Source organism: Oceanobacillus profundus, assembly GCF_003515705.1.
GTDB classification, from domain to species: Bacteria; Bacillota; Bacilli; order Bacillales; family Amphibacillaceae; genus Oceanobacillus; species Oceanobacillus profundus.
Window position 1 is genome coordinate 103,447 of sequence record NZ_QWEH01000015.1, and the last position, 18,164, is coordinate 121,610.

Annotated in this window: 18 protein-coding genes; 15 read left to right on the plus strand and 3 right to left on the minus strand. The window is 38.6% G+C overall.

Features of this window, described 5'->3' with window-relative positions; genetic code table 11:
- The first annotated feature begins 58 nt into the window (after positions 1-58).
- The 9 genes from D1B32_RS18250 to D1B32_RS18290 all read left to right on the plus strand — a co-directional run bounded on the left by D1B32_RS18250 (position 59) and on the right by D1B32_RS18290 (position 11,355).
- Entirely contained in the window at positions 59-1,069 is a 1,011-nt protein-coding gene (locus D1B32_RS18250; protein ID WP_118890071.1) for a Gfo/Idh/MocA family protein, read from the plus strand.
- Positions 1,066-1,926 carry a sugar phosphate isomerase/epimerase family protein gene (locus D1B32_RS18255; protein ID WP_118890072.1) on the plus strand — a complete coding sequence of 287 codons (861 nt, stop codon included), beginning with the start codon at positions 1,066-1,068 and terminating at the stop codon, positions 1,924-1,926. Before D1B32_RS18250 ends, D1B32_RS18255 begins: the two co-directional genes overlap by 4 nt.
- 66 nt (positions 1,927-1,992) lie before the next feature.
- On the plus strand, positions 1,993-3,069 hold the full coding sequence (locus D1B32_RS18260) for a Gfo/Idh/MocA family protein (RefSeq protein WP_118890073.1): 1,077 nt from the start codon (positions 1,993-1,995) through the stop codon (positions 3,067-3,069).
- Positions 3,070-3,635: 566 nt separating this feature from the next.
- Entirely contained in the window at positions 3,636-5,114 is a 1,479-nt protein-coding gene (locus D1B32_RS18265; RefSeq protein WP_118890074.1) for an MFS transporter, read from the plus strand.
- Between the two features lie 595 nt (positions 5,115-5,709).
- Positions 5,710-7,128 (plus strand): MFS transporter, encoded by a 1,419-nt coding sequence (locus tag D1B32_RS18270; protein ID WP_118890075.1) that lies wholly within the window; start codon positions 5,710-5,712, stop codon positions 7,126-7,128.
- A 268-nt stretch (positions 7,129-7,396) separates the two neighbouring features.
- Complete coding sequence (locus D1B32_RS18275; RefSeq protein WP_118890076.1) at positions 7,397-8,566, plus strand: GNAT family N-acetyltransferase; 1,170 nt, start codon at positions 7,397-7,399, stop codon at positions 8,564-8,566.
- Between the two features lie 299 nt (positions 8,567-8,865).
- Positions 8,866-9,540, plus strand: a complete 675-nt coding sequence (locus tag D1B32_RS18280; protein ID WP_118890077.1) for a hypothetical protein — start codon at positions 8,866-8,868, stop codon at positions 9,538-9,540.
- Positions 9,540-10,763, plus strand: coding sequence for an efflux RND transporter periplasmic adaptor subunit (locus D1B32_RS18285; RefSeq protein ID WP_240033836.1), 1,224 nt, complete (start codon positions 9,540-9,542; stop codon positions 10,761-10,763). Before D1B32_RS18280 ends, D1B32_RS18285 begins: the two co-directional genes overlap by 1 nt.
- A 37-nt stretch (positions 10,764-10,800) precedes the next feature.
- A complete protein-coding gene (locus tag D1B32_RS18290) occupies positions 10,801-11,355 on the plus strand; it encodes a nucleotidyltransferase family protein (RefSeq protein ID WP_118890079.1) in 555 nt (184 codons plus the stop codon).
- 36 nt (positions 11,356-11,391) lie between these two features.
- On the opposite strand, the gene D1B32_RS18295 is transcribed toward D1B32_RS18290, so the two are convergent.
- On the minus strand, positions 11,392-12,243 hold the full coding sequence (locus tag D1B32_RS18295; protein WP_118890080.1) for a YihY/virulence factor BrkB family protein: 852 nt from the start codon (positions 12,241-12,243) through the stop codon (positions 11,392-11,394).
- Between the two features lie 141 nt (positions 12,244-12,384).
- Between D1B32_RS18295 and D1B32_RS18300 the strand changes: the two genes are divergently transcribed.
- From D1B32_RS18300 to D1B32_RS18310, 3 genes are read left to right on the plus strand one after another with little or no spacing between them, the layout of a single operon-like run.
- A complete protein-coding gene (locus D1B32_RS18300) occupies positions 12,385-12,867 on the plus strand; it encodes a DUF948 domain-containing protein (RefSeq protein ID WP_095313392.1) in 483 nt (160 codons plus the stop codon).
- Positions 12,864-13,298 (plus strand): DUF948 domain-containing protein, encoded by a 435-nt coding sequence (locus D1B32_RS18305; RefSeq protein ID WP_095313390.1) that lies wholly within the window; start codon positions 12,864-12,866, stop codon positions 13,296-13,298. Before D1B32_RS18300 ends, D1B32_RS18305 begins: the two co-directional genes overlap by 4 nt.
- 5 nt (positions 13,299-13,303) lie before the next feature.
- Positions 13,304-13,531 (plus strand): hypothetical protein, encoded by a 228-nt coding sequence (locus D1B32_RS18310; protein WP_118890081.1) that lies wholly within the window; start codon positions 13,304-13,306, stop codon positions 13,529-13,531.
- Positions 13,532-13,611: 80 nt separating this feature from the next.
- On the opposite strand, the gene D1B32_RS18315 is transcribed toward D1B32_RS18310, so the two are convergent.
- Positions 13,612-14,028, minus strand: a complete 417-nt coding sequence (locus tag D1B32_RS18315) for a DUF948 domain-containing protein (protein ID WP_118890082.1) — start codon at positions 14,026-14,028, stop codon at positions 13,612-13,614.
- Positions 14,029-14,242: 214 nt separating this feature from the next.
- Between D1B32_RS18315 and cwlD the strand changes: the two genes are divergently transcribed.
- Both cwlD and D1B32_RS18325 read left to right on the plus strand, forming a co-directional pair.
- The gene (gene cwlD, locus D1B32_RS18320) at positions 14,243-14,965 is read left to right on the plus strand and encodes an N-acetylmuramoyl-L-alanine amidase CwlD (RefSeq protein WP_118890083.1); all 723 of its coding nucleotides are present in this window, start codon (positions 14,243-14,245) and stop codon (positions 14,963-14,965) included.
- A 393-nt stretch (positions 14,966-15,358) separates the two neighbouring features.
- Positions 15,359-16,420 (plus strand): iron-sulfur carrier protein/transcriptional regulator SalA, encoded by a 1,062-nt coding sequence (locus D1B32_RS18325; protein ID WP_118890084.1) that lies wholly within the window; start codon positions 15,359-15,361, stop codon positions 16,418-16,420.
- 68 nt (positions 16,421-16,488) lie between these two features.
- Here the strand turns inward: D1B32_RS18325 and gerD are convergent, their stop codons facing one another.
- Positions 16,489-17,139: a spore germination lipoprotein GerD gene (gerD, locus tag D1B32_RS18330; RefSeq protein WP_118890085.1), complete on the minus strand. Its 651-nt coding sequence runs from the start codon at positions 17,137-17,139 to the stop codon at positions 16,489-16,491.
- 179 nt (positions 17,140-17,318) lie between these two features.
- On the opposite strand from gerD, the gene D1B32_RS18335 reads away from it, so the two are divergent.
- On the plus strand, positions 17,319-17,975 hold the full coding sequence (locus D1B32_RS18335) for a KinB-signaling pathway activation protein (RefSeq protein ID WP_118890086.1): 657 nt from the start codon (positions 17,319-17,321) through the stop codon (positions 17,973-17,975).
- Positions 17,976-18,164: the final 189 nt, after the last annotated feature.

Genomic DNA, 18,164 nt, shown 5'->3' on the forward strand with positions numbered 1-18,164 from the left:
AGAAGGGCTCCCGCAGCCCTGTTTTTCTAATAAGCTTTAGTGAAGGGAGTACCAAATAATGCTGAAGGTAGCAGTAATTGGTTTAGGTGATATTTCCAAAATCCATATACCAGCTATAAAGGAGAATTTAAACGTAGCTTTAGTTGCAGTATGTGATACAAATACGAACTTAAAGGAATCGTTCCCAGATGTTCATTTTTATCATGACTATCATGAAATGCTAGAAAAAGAGGAATTAGACTGTGTCCATGTTTGTTTGCCGCATCACCTGCACTACCCGGCTACAAAAGCATGTGTCGAAAAAGGGGTGCACGTTCTTTTAGAAAAGCCTCTTGCAAGAAATGCAGAAGAAGGTATGTTTTTAGCTGAATTAGAAGAACAGCATAAGGACGTTAAGATTTGCGTCGCTTTCCAAAATCGTTTGAATGAGTCATTTGAAATGCTTCAAGAACTAATTCAGAGTGGAAAATACGGCAAAGTAACAGGAATAAAAGGGTTAGTAACGTGGTTCAGGCCAAAGGAATATTACGATGTAAAGCCATGGCGAGGAACGTTTAAGCTAGCGGGCGGTGGCGTCATGATTAATCAAGCTATCCATACGTTAGATCAAATGCAATTAGTTGGCGGGAAAATCGAAACGATACGAGGTTCGATCGATAACCTAGTTGACTATGGCTATGATGTCGAAGATACTGCGACAGCGAATATTCAATTTGCAAACGGGGCAACAGGATTGTTTTTTGCAACCGTCACAAATGCAACGAACTCATCGGTTGAATTTCAGGTAATTCTAGAAAAAGGAAAGTTAACAATTAAAGATAGTATCCTTACAAAAACAAATGAAGATGGAATAAAAGAAAGCGTAATAGAGGACAGTAAGCTTCCTGGATCGAAATTCTATTACGGTGCAAGCCATTCTAAATTGATAAATCACTTTTATACCTGTATTGAAAATGATACAGACAATTACATTCATGTCAAAGATGCACAGAAGTCCATGGAAATGATTAGTGCAATTCGCAGATCATCTGAAATTAAGAAAACGATAAAAATGGAGGTATACCAATGACAAAAGGCAAAATTGGCGTACAAATGATGATGCTCAAAGGTAAAGTCGAAGAGATCGGTGCATACGAGACAATGAAACGACTGCATGAACTTGGCTTTCGTGCTGTTGAGGTTTCGCAAATTCCGATGACAGTAGAAAATGTGCAGGCGTTAAAACAAGCAAGTGAAGAATTTAATATTGAAATTGCTGCACTTTCTGCTGGATTAGAGCCGATGCTGCCAGGTGCTCCAGGGGAAACATTAAGCAAGGACTTCGAAAAAATCGTGGAGGATTGTAAGACACTTAACTGTAACTATATACGTATTGGGATGCTTCCATTAAATGTAATGAGTGATAAAGATCAAATTCTTGCATTTATTGAACGTGCCGAAGCAATGGCTGAGAGATTAGCAGCGCATGGAATCGAATTATACTATCATACACACCATATTGAATTCCAAAAGTATGATGGTGAATACCTACTTGATATGATGAAAAACAATACATCAAAGCTTGGCTTTGAGCTCGATGTTCACTGGATTCAGCGTGCGGGAGTAAACCCGGTAACATTTATTCAAGAATACAAAGATCGAATTGCCTTATTACATTTGAAGGACTATCGAATTGGAAAGCTAGATGTGAACGAAGATGGTTTAAAAGATATGGCTGCGTTTTTCCACAAGTTTACCAATCTCATAGAATTTGCTGAAGTAGGCGAAGGAAATTTGGATATTCCGGCAGTAATTGCAGCTGGTCTGGAAAGCGGAGCAAAATACTTCCTAATTGAACAAGATGATACGTATGGCAGAGATCCATTTGATTGTCTGCAAACATCTGCTGAAAATTTGAGAAAGCTTGGATACGCAGATTGGTTTTAACTGGGGGACTATAAGCTGATTATTACTTACGAGAGATTATATTTGACTTAAAGGAGCTGGTGAGATATGGGAAACGGAGATGGAATGAATTATGCGCCAAAAGGAAAGCCAAATCCTGTCGTTAAAGCAGGAGAGTTTCCAATTGCTGCTGCCGCATTAGACCATGGTCATATTAACGGGATGTGTAACGGTTTAATAGAGGCAGGGGCAACATTAAAATGGGTGTATGATCCAGATCCTGAAAAGGTGCAGAAGTTTGTTGAACAATTTCCTGAAGTAGAGGTGGCATCGTCACTCGAAACTATTTTACATGATGAATCGATTAAATTAGTAGCGGCAGCAGCCATTCCTTCTGAAAGAAGTGCTTTAGGAAACAAGGTTATGAAGGCTGGCAAGGATTATTTTACGGATAAAACGCCATTCACAACGATGGAGCAGCTTGAAGAAACGAAGCGTATCGTGGAGAAAACAGGACAAAAGTATATGGTTTATTTTAGCGAACGTCTTCATGTAGAAAGTGCTGTATTTGCTGGTCAGTTAATTAACGATGGGGCTATCGGCCGCGTTATCCAAGTGACAGGCTTTGGTCCTCATCGTCTAAACGCGGATAGTCGTCCCGATTGGTTCTTTAATAAAGAGCAATATGGAGGAATTTTATGCGATATTGGCAGCCATCAAATTGAACAATTCTTACACTTTACTGGAAATGAAAATGCGCGTATCTTGCATAGTAAAGTTGGAAACTATAACAATCCGAACTATCCTGAGTTAGAGGATTATGGAGATGCTACACTCGTAGGAGACAATGGAGCAACGTTTTACTTCAAGGTCGATTGGTTTACACCAGATGGTCTGTCCACATGGGGAGATGGCCGTACATTTATTACAGGAACAGAGGGTACGATTGAGATTCGTAAATACGTTGATGTAGCAAGAGAAGAAACAGGGGATCATCTTTACCTTGTTAACAAAGATGGCGAGAAGCACTATGCCCTATCCGGTGAAGTTGGCTTCCCATTCTTTGGTGAGTTGATCAAGGACTGTATTCATCGTACTGAAAATGCAATGACCCAAGATCATGCCTTTAAAGCAGCAGAATTATGCTTAAGAACACAAGAGGAAGCTGTAGTAATTACTAAATAGAGCTGGCCGTCCTGAATATTATAGTTCGGGACGGTTTTTTGCTGATTAGTGAGCGTAATTCCAAGCGCTTTCGCTTTTACTCAAATTTTGTTGCTCTTTGCGTTAATAGAGACGGGGGTTTTGTAGAAAATATTCCTCTTAAAATACTTGCTTAAATAGCTAAAAAAAATGCTTGTTATTTAAAGCGCTTTCAATTATAATCAAGAAAAGCTTTTGGTTTTAGTTTGTTTGATGAACAAATAATATTGTATCGAAGGAGGGCAGATTTGTTTATTGAATTAACTAATTTTTAAAATAATTATAAATGTTTAAAGTGAAAGAAAGTATTAACAGGTGTACTACAAAGACTTTTGTTTTTTCTCACATAAGATTGGAATCTAATGAAATACCAACAAAGCCCCATAATTTCTGCATTATAAGACGTCTTCATTAGCTGAATATCGTTTAGTTAGTTTGCATGCCAAACAAACAAATAAATTTAAATTAGATTTTCTCTGTAATACCTGTAATTTAATAAAAAAACCGACAATTTGAAAGCGCTTAATTATAGCTGAGGGGGAAATGAAATGGCAGATACAATAGTGGATAATGGAAAAGTTTACAACAGAGCGAAGATATGGCAAATAGGCCTTTTTGCATTAAACAATACGGCGACAAACCTTTATATGTTTATTCTCATGTTTGTTACCTATTATGCTACGGGAATAGCTGGTTTAGCAGTTGTAGCAGTAAGTACAGTTTTAACAGCTATGCGGATTTTCGATGGTATTACAGACCCTATAGTAGGTTTCATTGTTGATAAGTTGGAGTCTAGATTTGGGAAGTTTCGTCCGTTAATGATTTTGGGGAATATTATCTTAGCAACATCTGTTTTGCTAATGTATAATGTGACACATATATTGCCAGAGTCCATGCAATTTATATTCTTCGTGCTGATTTATGCACTCTATGTAATTGGCTATACCTTCCAGACAACAATTACAAAAGCTGCTCAAACCGTATTAACGAATGATCCAAAACAGCGACCGCTCTATGCAGTTTTCGATGGGGTATATAATACAGTTCTGTTTACAGGTGGTCAGGTTTATGTTGCATCTTATTTGGTTGCAAAATATGGCGGCTTTACGATGGGGCTATTCACAGAATTAAATGCACTTGCATTAATTGCTTCTGCCATCTTTACAATTTTAGCAGCTATTGCAATCTCAGGAAAAGATCGTAAAGAATTTTATGGTTTATCAGAAGACACAACAAATACAAGATTTCGTGATTACTGGAAAATTCTTAAAGGAAACCGACCATTACAATTGTTAAGTATTGCAACAACGTCAGACAAGCTGGCATTCTCCCTATTGAGATATTCTGTAGTTATGGTTATGTTGTTCGGAATATTATTGGGTGACTATGGGATGAGTGGCACGGTTTCCATGATTACAGTTATTCCGGTGTTATTAATAACATTTCTAGCTGTCGGGATCGCTAGAAAATCTGGAATGAGGAAATCCTTTATTCTATCATCCTGGATAACATTCCTTTCTTTTGTTGGTCTTATTGCATTATTCTTATTAATAGACGATCCAACCTCGATGTCACTTTCAAATATTGGTATAGGGATGATTCTATTCATTGTTTTATATACACTTGCACTTGGATTCGGCGGCGTTCCGTCAGCACTTGTAAATCCGATGATAGCCGATGTTTCTGATTATGAAACATCCAAATCTGGCCGCTATATACCTGGAATGCTAGGAACACTGTTTTCATTTATTGATAAGCTAGTGACTTCTTTAGCACCTGCAATTGTGGGGGGCGCTGTTGCAATGATTGGTTTTAAAAACGAATTTCCAACGATAGATGATCCATTAACAACACCACTGTTTACAATGACCATCTTATTAGCATTCGGAATTCCAGCCTTATTATTAGGAATATCTATTACAATGATGAAATTCTATAAACTGGATGATAAGAAAATGGAGGAAATTCAGGCTACAATTGCAGAAATGAAGGATAAGCCTAAAAACATTGAAGACCCAGCAATATAATACACTTTGTTAAAAATAAATAATAGATTAATGCTGTTCACTACTTGTGATCAGCATTTTTTGCATGAGCTATTAATAAATTTGAATCATGTGTCGATACATTGTGAGCAATAACTTTTATTCATTAATAGTGGTAAGTAAATAATCCTGGGTAGTTTTACGCTTCTATAAAATTCAGACGTAACCATTTAGTCACAAAAAACAGAAAAAAAGCACTTGATTTTACAAGCGCTTACATGTAAAATAATATTTAGTTAGTTTAGTAGACAAATTAATAAGAAGACAAATATAATGAAATTAATTTTAAAATTGCATATATTGAAAGCGATTTAGTTATTGGTTTGTTAAATAGAGGCATAGAGTTAATAAATAACCCCTCGTATGGCTTGCTTAACCAGAACCAAATCATTCTTCCTTTTTAGTTTGTTTATAAAACAAAATAATTATTTACATATAGAACATGTAACTATTCATAGTATTCGTGTATGGAAGATTCGCTATTATGAAAGCGGTTTTATGTTGTGGATACGATACTTAGGTAGGTTGAGAAGTTAAAGATAATCTTCAATGAATCAAATTCTTAGGAGGAATTAAAATGAGTCAAGCTGCATTAAAAACACCTGAACAATCACCAAACGAGCTAAAACCATCCGTACGCCCATTTGGGATGAGAGACAAGATAGGTTATTTATTCGGTGATTTTGGAAACGATTTCTCATTTATTCTTGTAAGTACATTCTTAATGGTATACTATACCGATGTCTTCGGTATCAGTGCTGCAGCAGTAGGTACACTTTTCTTAATTGCCCGATTGTGGGATGCGGTTACAGATGTTCTTTGGGGGCGTTTTATCGACTCGAGGAAGACAACACCAAAAGGGAAATTTAAGCCTTGGATCTTTCGAATGTCATTCCCGCTCGCGATAACTACGGTGTTACTTTTTGTTCATATTCCTGGTATGGGCGATGGCTTTTATTTAGCTTATGCGTATGTTACCTATATGGCGTGGGCGGCACTATACGGAACGGTAAACATTCCATATGGTTCTATGGCTTCCGTTATGTCTAGCGATTCCACTGATCGTGCATCACTATCTGGATGGAGAACAACGGGTGCGATGGCTGCGAACCTTATAATTAGTGCAGGTGCACCACTCATCGTATTTGTGAATAATGAAGTTTCTCCAAGTCGCTTATTCACGGTGGCTGTCATATTTGCCGTTTTAGCTATTGCATGTTATATGGCTTGTGTAAATTTATCAACAGAACGTATCCAGCAACCAGAGAAAAAAGCTGGTGAAAAACTCAGTTTTGCGACAACGGCTAAAGGTCTTTTGAAAAATAAGCCATTAATTACGCTCTTGATTGCTTCCTTATTATTTATGTTGACCATGATGCTTGTTGGTTCCATTAACGTATTTTTATTCAAAGACTACTTTGAAAATGCAGCCCTTTTAAGTATATTTAGTTTACTTCAAAGTGGTGCCGTATTTCTTGCAATGCCAGTCCTGGCACCGCTCGTAAAGCGTTTTGGTAAAAAAGAGCTTGGTGCAGCTGGGATGTTAATAGCGGGTATTGCTTATTTAATACTATATTTAATTCCAAATATATCTTTACCACTATTTTTCACAATCAATGCTATTGGGCTTTTCGGTTTTGCGTTTTTACAATTAATTATCTGGGCCTTTGTTTCAGATGCAATTGACTATCAGGAGTATTTAACTGGTTCTCGTGAAGATGGTACGGTCTATGCGGTGTATTCCTTCGCACGAAAAGTGGGACAGGCATTTGCAGGAGGACTAGCAGGATTCGCACTTACATTTGTCGGCTATAATAATGCAGCTTCCGTGCAAGCACAAGAGGTGAAGGATGGAATTTATACAGTGGCAACACTGACACCAGCTATTACTTACTTTGTAGTATTCCTTATTCTAGTATTCTTCTATCCATTAAATAAAAAACGTACGAAACAACTCGAACTTGATTTAGCGGAGAAGCGAGAAACAATACAGTAAGGCGATTTAATAGTGGTCCTCACTTAGGTGGGGACTTTTTGTTTTAGGTTGTTTTTTTAGAATGCAACAGTATAACAATAGGCTAATGCGCAAAAATCTAAATTTAGAAGTAGTTATCCACATAAACCAAGTAAGTTTGAATTTAATTATCCTCCTCTATATACCCGATTACTTTTCAAACATCTCCACCTCCAATTAAATGATTAGCCACCCCTTACATTTTCCTAGTATGATAGAGTAAGACATCGTGTATAAGGAGGATGTACATATGAATCCAATTAAAGAGTTATCTCCAGCTGATTATAACAAGATTTTTGAGTTATCTCAGTTTGCTTTTCAATATAAATTATCAGAAGCCGATTTATTAAAGAAGAAGGAAGAGGCTGATCGACATACCATTTGGGGATGGATGGAGGAAGAGGAGATTGCTGCTAAGCTCCATTTAATACCACTTTCTGTATATATAAATGGTAAGACCTTTGATATTGGTGGTATTAGCTCTGTGGCAACATGGCCAGAATACCGCAGAAATGGAATGGTAAAGGATCTGCTTGCTCATGCCTTAAAATATATGAAGGAAAATGGGCAAACCTTGTCATATTTACATCCATTTTCAGTCCCATTTTATCGGAGATTTGGCTGGGAAGTTGCATTTGATGAAAAACACTACACCATTCCAATGGAAGCATTAAAACAGAAATGGGATACAGCTGGCTGCGTCCGAAGAACTCCCGTGAATATCGAACTTTTTCACACTATTTATACTGATTTCGCCAAGCAATTCAATGGAGCGCTGACTCGTGATGAAAAATGGTGGAAACAGCGTGTTTTAGCGAAGGATACGATGATGGCAGTTTGTTACGATGATCGTAATCAAGCAGAAGGATATATATTCTACAATGTAAAAGATAAACAATTTGAAGTAAAAGAATTTGTATATCTGTCATTAAACGGTTGGAAGCTGCTTCTGAATTTTATTGCTAATCATGACTCCATGGCAAATGAGGTCAAGATGGTGGTTCCTGAAAATGATAAATTACCATTATTGATCGATGAGCCACGCTTTAAGCAAACAATTGAACCATACTTTATGGCGCGTATTGTTGACGTGCCAGGATTTTTGTCAATCTATCCCTTTGAGGAATTACCAGACGTTTCCATGCAGCTACATGTAGAAGACAGTTTTGTACCAGAGAATAGTGGGACTTATGAAATAAGTGGAACAGACGGTAATGTAACGATTTCCAATTTGAACACGAATCTAAGTGGAAGTGAAGGAATGCATTGTACGGTCCAACAGCTCACCTCCATGTTGCTCGGTTATAAACGCCCACAAGAGCTAGCAGAATTGGAGCTAATTTACGGAGATAGGCATACGATTGAAAAAATGGAAAAACTTATCCCGATGAAACAGACGTTTTTTGCGGATTATTTCTAAGGATGTAGAAACACTTGTGAAAACCGTTATGTCTACTGATATAGCGGTTTTCATTAATCAGTTACTGTAAATATCCAAAAATAAGACACCTCCCCGTCCGGTTATAGCGCAAAACGTGAAAATAAGACACCTTCCCGCCCACTACCGCCCGAAACCTAAACTACCGCACCAGCCCTTCCAGCCACCCAACATAGGGACTAATGTCCTGTTATGAGTCAGAAAAGACAAAATTCATAGAATTTCTTCAAATTGTAAGTTAAAATAAAGTCATTACGGCAAGAAGAAAAGGAATGGGGTTTATGACATATCGTGTTCATTTATTTAGGCTCCTCTTTTCGATGGAGGACGATTTATTTCGCATAAAAAAAGCAGAACGCATAGAGCAGTTGTGGAAGGTGAACGTTGTCCTTATTGTTGCTGCAATCGCAATTTATTTTTGGATGGCATTCCTTGGATTAGGAACAGAACGTATTTCAGGTATTGCGGTAACACTAAGTGATACGGCTTATGAAACAAGTAAGCTATGGTTCATACTAGGCAGAGCACTCTATGCGATTTTGTTTGCAGCATTTATCTTATTTTTTCCGAGCCTTTTGTTCTATCTGCTCACTGGAATACCATATCAAAAGCTAGTTATTATGCAGCAGGTTGTCTTGGTTGTCATGTTAATGGAACGACTGCTTTGGATTCCACTTGTTATTTTTGTTGGGTTAAACTGGCAGGTGTCACCATTATCATTAGGAATTATCGCCTCTTACATAACGGAAATACCTTGGGTGATTCTCTTTTTTGGAGCAATTACATTATTCCAATTATGGATTATTTGGTTTCAAGTAAAATATATCTCTGCTTTTTCGGAGATGAAACAGTACGTCATGGCTATAAACGTTATTTTATTGCATTTTCTTGGCTGGTGTCTTACAGCACTTATTGCCATGGGTGATTCTTACATATTAGGCGGGTGGTTTGGGTGATGCGTAAGAGACTGATTCTCATAATGATGATTCTTTTCATCGCTGTAAACTTTCTGCTGGTATTCCTGGACGATGAAGGAAAAGTGGAACGGACATCGTATGTGAATGAATGGACGAAGAGTTTTGAAAAAGATATGACGGAGAAGCTTTTTAAGCCTGGTGTGCTTCGCGCTGTTGGGGAAGAGCATGTTTACTTCGACAAACAGCTTGGAAGCTTTCAGGAATTTCTTGTCGAAGAAGGAGAGCAGGTAAATGCCGGTGATGCATTATATACATACCTCGTTCATGATTATTACGAAATGGAAACTAATTTGATGAATCAGGCCGATCAAATTCAGGGAGAGATTTCGGCAATTGAACAAGCGATTTCGCAAATGGAAATGTATCAGATCCCGTCTGATGAGATTGGTTCGCCACATGCCGTCAGCATTACGGAGGAGTTAATTGAAGTCGAGTACCCGCAAACGTCGATTGAAGCTGATTTGCTGAAGGAGCAATTTCTTGTCGAACAAGAGTTGGAGCTGTCACAAAAAAATGCTCAGCTCCAGACGATTAATAATCAATTAGCCGAGCTGCGGACAACAGGGGATACTCTAACAGTAGAAAGTCCTTATGAAGGGACAATTAGTCAGCTTCATGTAAATCTGGATGATCCCGTAATTACGATTCAAAATAATGATGTGCTTGCAGTCGGTGAATTGACAGAGCAAGAGCGGGCCCAGATGGAGGAAGGGCGGGCCGCTGAAGTAGCTGTTCATGAAATAGGTACTCGCTTAGATGGAGTCGTCGAGGAAGTTAGTAAATCACCAAATGAAATCGAAATCGAAAAAGAAAGTATCTATCCTTTCAAGGTTGCTTTTGAAACAGGAGATGATGCAGAGGAATTGCTTCCAGGCTATCACGTAGATATTGCCATTACAATGGATGAGTCACTAGGTGCAACGGTGCTTTTTGAGGAAGCAATTTTTGCGGATGCTGTTTGGAAAATGACGGAAGGAGGAAGAATCGAAAAAGAAAGCATTGAAAGAGGTCTGCATGTAGAAGATATTGTAGAGGTAGCTGATGGAGTAGAGCGAGGGGAATTCGTTGCTGTTAAACCGTCAAACTCTTTTCAGCACGGTGCTCAATTCATTACCCCACTACAAACGAAGCAATTAACAAAAGAATCGTTTAAGGATGCGAAGTGGCTGGAGTCTTTTATAACAGGCTTATTGTCTAGGTAGCGGTATAGAAATGTAAAATCGGAAATGAGGTTACCTTATGAAGATCCATCATTCTTTAATTAAAATAGGGGAACAATTAGATGAGAAGAATCTAGAATGGGCACTTGGCGGCTCTCTATTATTGAATCACTACCGAATAGCTGATTCACCAAATGATATCGATTTATTGATTGCAGAAAAGGATATCGATCCTATCAGGTATGCGATGAGTCGGGTTGGGAAAGAGAAAACAGCTTCTAGAAAGGATCCATTTCGCACAACCTACTTTTATCAATACGAGGTAGATGGTGTTGGGGTTGATGTAATGGGGAACTTCGCTATTGAACATGATCAAGGGATTTATCAATTGGTCTTTGATGCAAATCACATTGTTGGAAGAAAAAATATTCAAGGCGTTTCGATTCCTCTGGCAGCATTGGAGGATTGGTTTGTTTTATATCAGTTAATTCCAAATAGGCAAGAAAAGGCAAAACGAATCGAGAAATATCTTCAATCAAATCCTGTTACACGTCCTGATTTATTGCATAAAGCAATGGAACAACCTTTGCCTTTTAAGGTGCGAGAAAGTATTAATGCTATTCTCCGTTGGTAAATGAAGGCTTGGAGATATGCTCCAAGCCCATTTGTACTATATATTTGCAGCCTTATGAATTTCTTTATTCTCCCTCGTTGCCTTTTGGTGGTACATCACACTAAGGAGAGCACCAACGAGGAGAATGATAGCCGTTAAGAAAAACCAAATCATTAAGACGATGATTCCTCCAAGACTTCCATATGTGGCAGAGTAGTTTCCGAAATTACCTACGTAGATGGAAAAACCAAATGAGATAACCTGCCACAGAATGCTTGCTCCTATTGCACCAGGGAGTATATGCTTAAATGGGATTCTTTTATTTGGTGCGAATCGATAGAGACACATGAGCAATACAGTAATAATAATGAGACTAATTGCATATCGTAACACTTGCAAGAGCCATGTCATTTCGGCGTTTATGCCAAGCAATGAAATAGTGAACTCTAAAAGAACATCACCGAACACAGGTAGTAAAATAGCGGTAACCACTGCTAAAATTAAGCTTAGAGTTAACCCAAAAGCAATGAGACGAACAACGATAAAGGATCGGGTTTCTTCGACATCATATGCTTCGTTCGATGCTTTAATAAACGCATTAATTCCATTTGACGCAGACCAGAGCGCACCAATAATACCGACGGTTAACAGACCTCCGCGTGGTGTTGCTAGGAGACTGACGATGTTTTCTTCAAAGACAGAAACGAGCTCACCAGGGATGATAGAGCCAATAAATTCCATCGCATCATCAGGACTGATTTGAAAATAGGGAATAATAGCGAATGCTACGATTAACAGCGGAAAAATAGCTAAAAGAAAATAGTATGCTAAAGATGCGGCAAGTAACGTAACATTTTGTTCGTTGAATTTCTTCATAAATTCTTGTGAAAATTGTTTAACAGTAGCCATTGGGAATCCTCCAATTCGTTCGTTACTTTCTCTATACCCATGATTTGCTCTTATCAATCTTCTGGATCTGCGCGTAAACGTTTTATTTATTAGGTCGCGTGGTATAATATAGTAGTGTTAAATAAGGAGGGACCATTACATATGGAAATCTTTTACGTCAGTATTTTGTTCGTTTCGATCGCCTTTGCAATTGTTGCCATTTATCTATCCTTTGTATTAAAACGTGTTGCAAATATGGTGAAAACGCTCGGAACATCGCTAGGAGAACTTGAGAGAGAATTAGAATACATGACCCCACATCTTACGAAAACATTAAATGAATCAAGTAAACTGGTTGATGACATACGGGAAAAGATAAATGCTACAGATAGTGTTTTTGACTCTGCAGAAAATGTCGGAAAATCAGTCATATCATTGAATGAAGTCTATGATGAAAAGAGCAAACAGCTATCAGAGCAAAAATTAGAACAAAAAATGAAGCCTTTTGTCGCAGGAATGACATGGAGTGAGGTTGCCATACAGTTGTTTTCAAAATGGCAAAAGGGAACAAAGGAAAAAAATGAATTGATGGTACAGCATACGGAAGTTGTTCCGGTAAATACAGGAAAAGAGGGATCAAGATGACGTTAGTTGGGATTGGTGTACTACTTATTGGAGTGGCGTTTCTTGTTTTAGCGTTCTTCATTGGACATGCTTTGAATAACCTTGCAGGTGTCCTGGGTGGAATAGATAAGACTGTAAAAGAGCTGCCAAAGCAATTGGATGATGTATTTAAAGAAACAGGTAATATGATTAATGAAAGTAATCAAACGTTAGTAGATGTAAATGACAAGCTAAAGCATTTAAGCCCACTATTTTATGTGATTGGTGATGTCGGAAATGTTACGCGTAAATTCTCTTCTTCACTAGTAGATGTAACCGACTCAATTAAGACGAAAACAGAAGGCGGTAAGGAAGTTGCAGAAAGCAATAAGCTTGGGGGCGTCTATGGCACCTTTGCCTTAGGATACTACTGGCTTAAAAAGCGTCAGGAACTGAAAAAAGCAAAAGGGTGAACAATATGAGAGAAGGCAAAAGGAATTTCGCCATGCTTGCAAGCGCTGTTGCAGGAGTTTCTCTTGGCTGGCTGGCGGTCGATTACTTATCGAAAAGGCAAGAGCAAGGAGAAAATAAGTCGGTTTTTGAGCGCGTGAAAAATTTTGAAAAGAAACTCTATGCGGATGGAGCAATGCGGGCGAATGATATCGAGCGCATTAAGCAAGAAGTAAACGATAAGGTTGTTAAATAATCCCTCTAGAGAAATAGAAAGAGACGAGTCGTTAAAAAACGACTCGTCTCTTATTTAATTTCAAGTTCTTGTATTTAGAGTTACTTCCTCGCTTTTTGAAAAAGAAAAAAGCCAAGCGTTAATGCTCCGTATAGTCCCTCAAGGTTTTTTCTTGTTGCAAAATCATTGGCTTGCTGTGTATTTTGCTTCATATCTTCAACTGCATCCACCATTTTTGATGACAGCTGGTTAGCAGCATGTCCAGCATCCCCAACGATTTGGAAGATGGGGTTTAAATGTTTAACCTGACTATTTACCTGATGAAGTGTATCAATTCCTGTTCCGATTGCTTCTGTTGTTTGGGAAGTTACATCATCCACTGTTTTTGGAAGCTTATCCGTTGTCTTCTGTAAGCTATTTAAAACACTTGCAAGCTTGTTCAATGGTTTAATAAGGAAAACAACCAATCCAATAAATGCAACTCCTATAATGATTAAACCAATACCAATCCAAATCATACCGTTTTCCCTCCTGTTCATTTGTCTATTTGTAATTAATAGCCTTTTTCAGTTTTCAGTAAACATATTCTCATCTTTAGCATACCACAAATAGGTAGTCATAAACCCGTAACTTGTCCCATAAATTTAAGAATAGAATAGTTAAAATACGTGTTCAGAAGAAGTGGGATATTTTGGCCGGACTTCTTGAACAATCTCTAGAGGAGCGGGTAAGATGGCGCGTAGGACGAAGGTAATGTATTGGGTGCTTGGGGTATTTGTGTTAGTGTTTTTAATTCAAATTCCAATTACTCAAAGTGATTTTGAAGCGAGTGGTCCATGGTCGCCACCACTTTCCGGAAAAACGATTGTGATTGATCCGGGACATGGTGGTCCAGATGGTGGAGCTGTTGGGTCAGATGAAACAGAGGAAAAGGATATTTCGCTAGCTGTTTCGAAAATGCTGCAAAGCTATCTCCAGCAAAATGGTGCGCTCGTTTATTTGACGAGAGAAGAAGATACGGACCTTGCTGATGAGAGTACGAAAGGGTTAGCAAGAAGAAAAGCTGAGGATATTCGAAACCGACTGGAGTTTATCCATGAAAAAGAACCGGATTTTTTCTTGACTGTTCATTTAAATGCTGTTCCTTCCAGCCGCTGGAAAGGTGCGCAAACTTTCTATTACCCTTCATTTGATGAAAATGGGCATTTAGCAAAAATGATTCAAGAAGAGATTATTCGTAATCTAGAGAATACAAATCGCTCACCATTAGTTATTAATGGGGTCTATTTATTGAAGCACGCAAAGGTGCCCGGGGCACTCGTAGAGATTGGTTTTTTGTCGAACCCGGAGGAGCAGGCGTTATTGACACAAGAGGATTACCAACGGAAAATGGCAGTGAGTATTTATGAAGGGGTTCTGAGATATTTAACAGAGGATATGCAAGAGGAAGAGTGAAACCGTAACCATAGTGCAAATCACTTAGATTTAGCTCGAATTATGTTATACTAACAGTACGTGTTCAAAAGGAGGATAAAAAGGATCGAAGTCGGCTAATTTCGCAACGACCTTTTACGGGCGCTGACACTAGCACGTTCTGTGCGTCGGAGTTCGAGGTGCGGAGTTATGAGTAGAGGGCATCCACAGGATGGTGACTTCTGTGTTGTCCACAGGACGTGGATGGTTTTAACAGAAGTTCATTGAATCTTTTAATATGTAAGCAGACGTTTTTGCAGGAAAAGCTAGCATTCGTGCGAAATTCGATATCATTTTTACCGGACTTTTTGAACGACCTATAACAGATGCAGTACTTCATTTGTTAGTACATAAGATAAGGGGTGGTGACTTACGATGATAACGCAAGAAGAAGTAAAAGAACTACTAAATCCTATAAAGGATCCTTTTTTACATAGAACACTGGAAGAAACCGGTGGAATTATCAGTGTAACGATTAAGGAGGACAAGAAGCACGTCAGTGTCAAAATTGGTATCTCGAAAACAAATACCGCTGAACAAATGCAAATGCAGCAGGAAATCGTCGGCATTTTGAAAAGAAGTGGCGCAAACACTGTTGGACTACGATTTGAACAGCTTCCGGATGAGGTTATTCAAAAATATCAGCCTGCAGCAGACGAAGCGAAGGAAGCTTCACTAATGGGTGGAAACACCAATACGAAGTTTATTGCAATTGCCAGTGGTAAAGGTGGCGTAGGAAAGTCTACTGTTACGGTTAACCTCGCTGTTTCTCTTATGCGACTTGGTAAAAAGGTCGGTATTATTGATGCTGACATTTACGGTTTCAGTGTTCCTGACATGATGGGTGTGGAAGAACGCCCTGTTGTTCGTGGCAAAAAGATTCTTCCTGTTGAACGATTTGGTGTAAAAGTAATCTCAATGGGCTTCTTTGTAGAAGATAATTCACCGATTATTTGGCGCGGACCAATGCTTGGAAAAATGATTAACAGCTTCTTTTCAGAAGTGGAATGGGGCGATTTGGACTACCTTCTCCTTGATTTACCACCAGGAACAGGAGATATTGCAATGGATGTCCATGAGCTTCTGCCAACGTGTAAAGAAATTATCGTAACAACTCCGCACCCGACAGCGGCATTTGTAGCAGCAAGGGCAGGGCAAATGGCTCTGAAGACGGATCATGAAATTTTAGGTGTTGTCGAAAACATGGCCTATTTTGAAAGCAAGAAAACTGGCGAGATTGAATATGTGTTTGGTGAAGGCGGCGGTAAAAAGCTTGCGGAGGTCCTAAAAACAAAAGTATTAGGACAATTACCAATTCAACAGCCATATGAGGAAGAAGATGTATTTGCTCCTTCCGTGTACCAAGAAGACCATCCGAATGGCAAACAGTTCCATAAAATTGCAGCGAAGGTTATTGCCAAGCTGGAAGATGAATAAAAGAGGGGATTTTTTCCCCTCTTTGTTGTATTTTCCAGACATATGAAGTAGATAAGCAAGTGATGTTGCTAATTGCCGCCGCCACCGCCTCCACTACCGCCGCCAGGTTCTTCTTCTCCGCCGTTGCCTTGACCGCCACCCTGTTGCTGAGAACCGCCTTCACCTTGTTGCTTAGCTTGTTCTTCAGCTGCTTTAAGCAAGATTTCTTGCATTTTTGCTTGAAATAATGGGGTTTCAAGTGTCTGTGTGATGGATTCCTCTAAGTGCGCTTTAAATTGCTGGCTTTTTAAGAGACTTAGCATTTGATTGGTAACTTCAGGATTTTGTAATAATTCCAGCATTTGCTTCTGATATTCTGCATCACTCATTAAGTCTTTCATCAATTTCTTATGCTCTTCTGACATGGACTTGGCATAGCCCTCGACAAACTTCGGGTCTTCGAATAATGTCGACCACATTTCTTTCCCCTTGTCAGATACAAGAGTCTCATTAATTGACTTTTTTACCACATCAGACTGAATGACAAGCTCTTGCTTCAGTTTCTCATCGGACATTATTTCTGCTAACGCCTTTTTTCCATCTTCTGTTTGTAATATATCAACAACCATTTTCTTTGTTGCTTCATAATCTCCCTCTTTTGGGGAGCCACCTTCACCATTACATGCAACTAATAACATGAAGGATATTGCAAGGAGTGTTAAACATACTTTGCGTAACATGTGATATTGTTCCTCCTTCCTATATCCTTAATATGAGTGACAAATTTATAAAATATTCACTTGGGGTGGGAAAAATAAAGCGCTTCATGTTAGAATATGTACGTAAAGGATGTACGATTAGAGTCACTATTATGATCATGAAAGTTGTTCATTGCCACAGATTGTAGGGGGATTTGATATTGAATAGTCGTAACTTGGTAAATTTTTTATGGAAAACGTTTATTATTGGGGGAATTGCAGGTCTTGTTGTTAGCTTCTTTGTAAAGCCACAAGATTATGCAACGTATTTAAGTCCGTTTGATTTCATAGAAGTAGTTGGACTCATTTTGTTTTTTGTTGGACTAGGTCTGACATTTAGCGTTGTCAGTATGACTGGTTTTTTTGCCTATCTATTTATTCACCGAATGGGATTGAATATGTTTCGTTCCTTTTGGCCAACTGTTCAAGTACTCGTCATTGCATTTGTTCTATTTGATTTAGTTTACTTCCCATATCGAGCAGCTGATGGAACGGTAGCTATTTATTGGTATATCTTAGGTGCAGCTGGCTTATTAGCATTTGGTTGGGTTGTGGCGAAGAGAAAAGCAAAGGAAACAAACCCTAAGGCGTTTGTACCAGCACTATTTTTTATGGTTGTTATCACAACGGTTGAGTGGGTTCCTGGATTGCAAGTGCAAGGCAGTGATTATGCTTGGTTAATGATTGTTCCATTACTTGCATGTAATACATATCAATTGCTTACCTTGCACCGAATAACGAAAAAAGCAGAGAGGAAACAAACAGAAGGAAAGAAAACGAGCAAGTTAAGTAAAAATGCGAAGGCTAGTAAAGCATAAAAATAAAGGACCTCTGACTAAAATTCGGTCAGAGGTTTTTGAGCTTTTTTTATTCAACTGGAGGGAGTGTAAACTGAACTGTGTAAGTGAGAGAGCGTACGGCTCTTACTTCGCAGTTCAGTTTTTTATTGTTAGAATAAAACTATAACGATTGGGAGGTTGTTCTATTGGCTAAAACAAAGCGAGAAG

Excerpts from the sequence above, each read along its gene's own strand:
- D1B32_RS18250 (WP_118890071.1), top strand. The coding sequence starts at position 59 with ATGCTGAAGGTAGCAGTAATTGGTTTAGGTGATATTTCCAAAATCCAT.
- D1B32_RS18255 (WP_118890072.1), top strand. The coding sequence starts at position 1,066 with ATGACAAAAGGCAAAATTGGCGTACAAATGATGATGCTCAAAGGTAAA.
- D1B32_RS18260 (WP_118890073.1), top strand. The coding sequence starts at position 1,993 with ATGGGAAACGGAGATGGAATGAATTATGCGCCAAAAGGAAAGCCAAAT.
- D1B32_RS18265 (WP_118890074.1), top strand. The coding sequence starts at position 3,636 with ATGGCAGATACAATAGTGGATAATGGAAAAGTTTACAACAGAGCGAAG.
- D1B32_RS18270 (WP_118890075.1), top strand. The coding sequence starts at position 5,710 with ATGAGTCAAGCTGCATTAAAAACACCTGAACAATCACCAAACGAGCTA.
- D1B32_RS18275 (WP_118890076.1), top strand. The coding sequence starts at position 7,397 with ATGAATCCAATTAAAGAGTTATCTCCAGCTGATTATAACAAGATTTTT.
- D1B32_RS18280 (WP_118890077.1), top strand. The coding sequence starts at position 8,866 with ATGACATATCGTGTTCATTTATTTAGGCTCCTCTTTTCGATGGAGGAC.
- D1B32_RS18285 (WP_240033836.1), top strand. The coding sequence starts at position 9,540 with ATGCGTAAGAGACTGATTCTCATAATGATGATTCTTTTCATCGCTGTA.
- D1B32_RS18290 (WP_118890079.1), top strand. The coding sequence starts at position 10,801 with ATGAAGATCCATCATTCTTTAATTAAAATAGGGGAACAATTAGATGAG.
- D1B32_RS18295 (WP_118890080.1), bottom strand. The coding sequence starts at position 12,243 with ATGGCTACTGTTAAACAATTTTCACAAGAATTTATGAAGAAATTCAAC.
- D1B32_RS18300 (WP_095313392.1), top strand. The coding sequence starts at position 12,385 with ATGGAAATCTTTTACGTCAGTATTTTGTTCGTTTCGATCGCCTTTGCA.
- D1B32_RS18305 (WP_095313390.1), top strand. The coding sequence starts at position 12,864 with ATGACGTTAGTTGGGATTGGTGTACTACTTATTGGAGTGGCGTTTCTT.
- D1B32_RS18310 (WP_118890081.1), top strand. The coding sequence starts at position 13,304 with ATGAGAGAAGGCAAAAGGAATTTCGCCATGCTTGCAAGCGCTGTTGCA.
- D1B32_RS18315 (WP_118890082.1), bottom strand. The coding sequence starts at position 14,028 with ATGATTTGGATTGGTATTGGTTTAATCATTATAGGAGTTGCATTTATT.
- cwlD (WP_118890083.1), top strand. The coding sequence starts at position 14,243 with ATGGCGCGTAGGACGAAGGTAATGTATTGGGTGCTTGGGGTATTTGTG.
- D1B32_RS18325 (WP_118890084.1), top strand. The coding sequence starts at position 15,359 with ATGATAACGCAAGAAGAAGTAAAAGAACTACTAAATCCTATAAAGGAT.
- gerD (WP_118890085.1), bottom strand. The coding sequence starts at position 17,139 with ATGTTACGCAAAGTATGTTTAACACTCCTTGCAATATCCTTCATGTTA.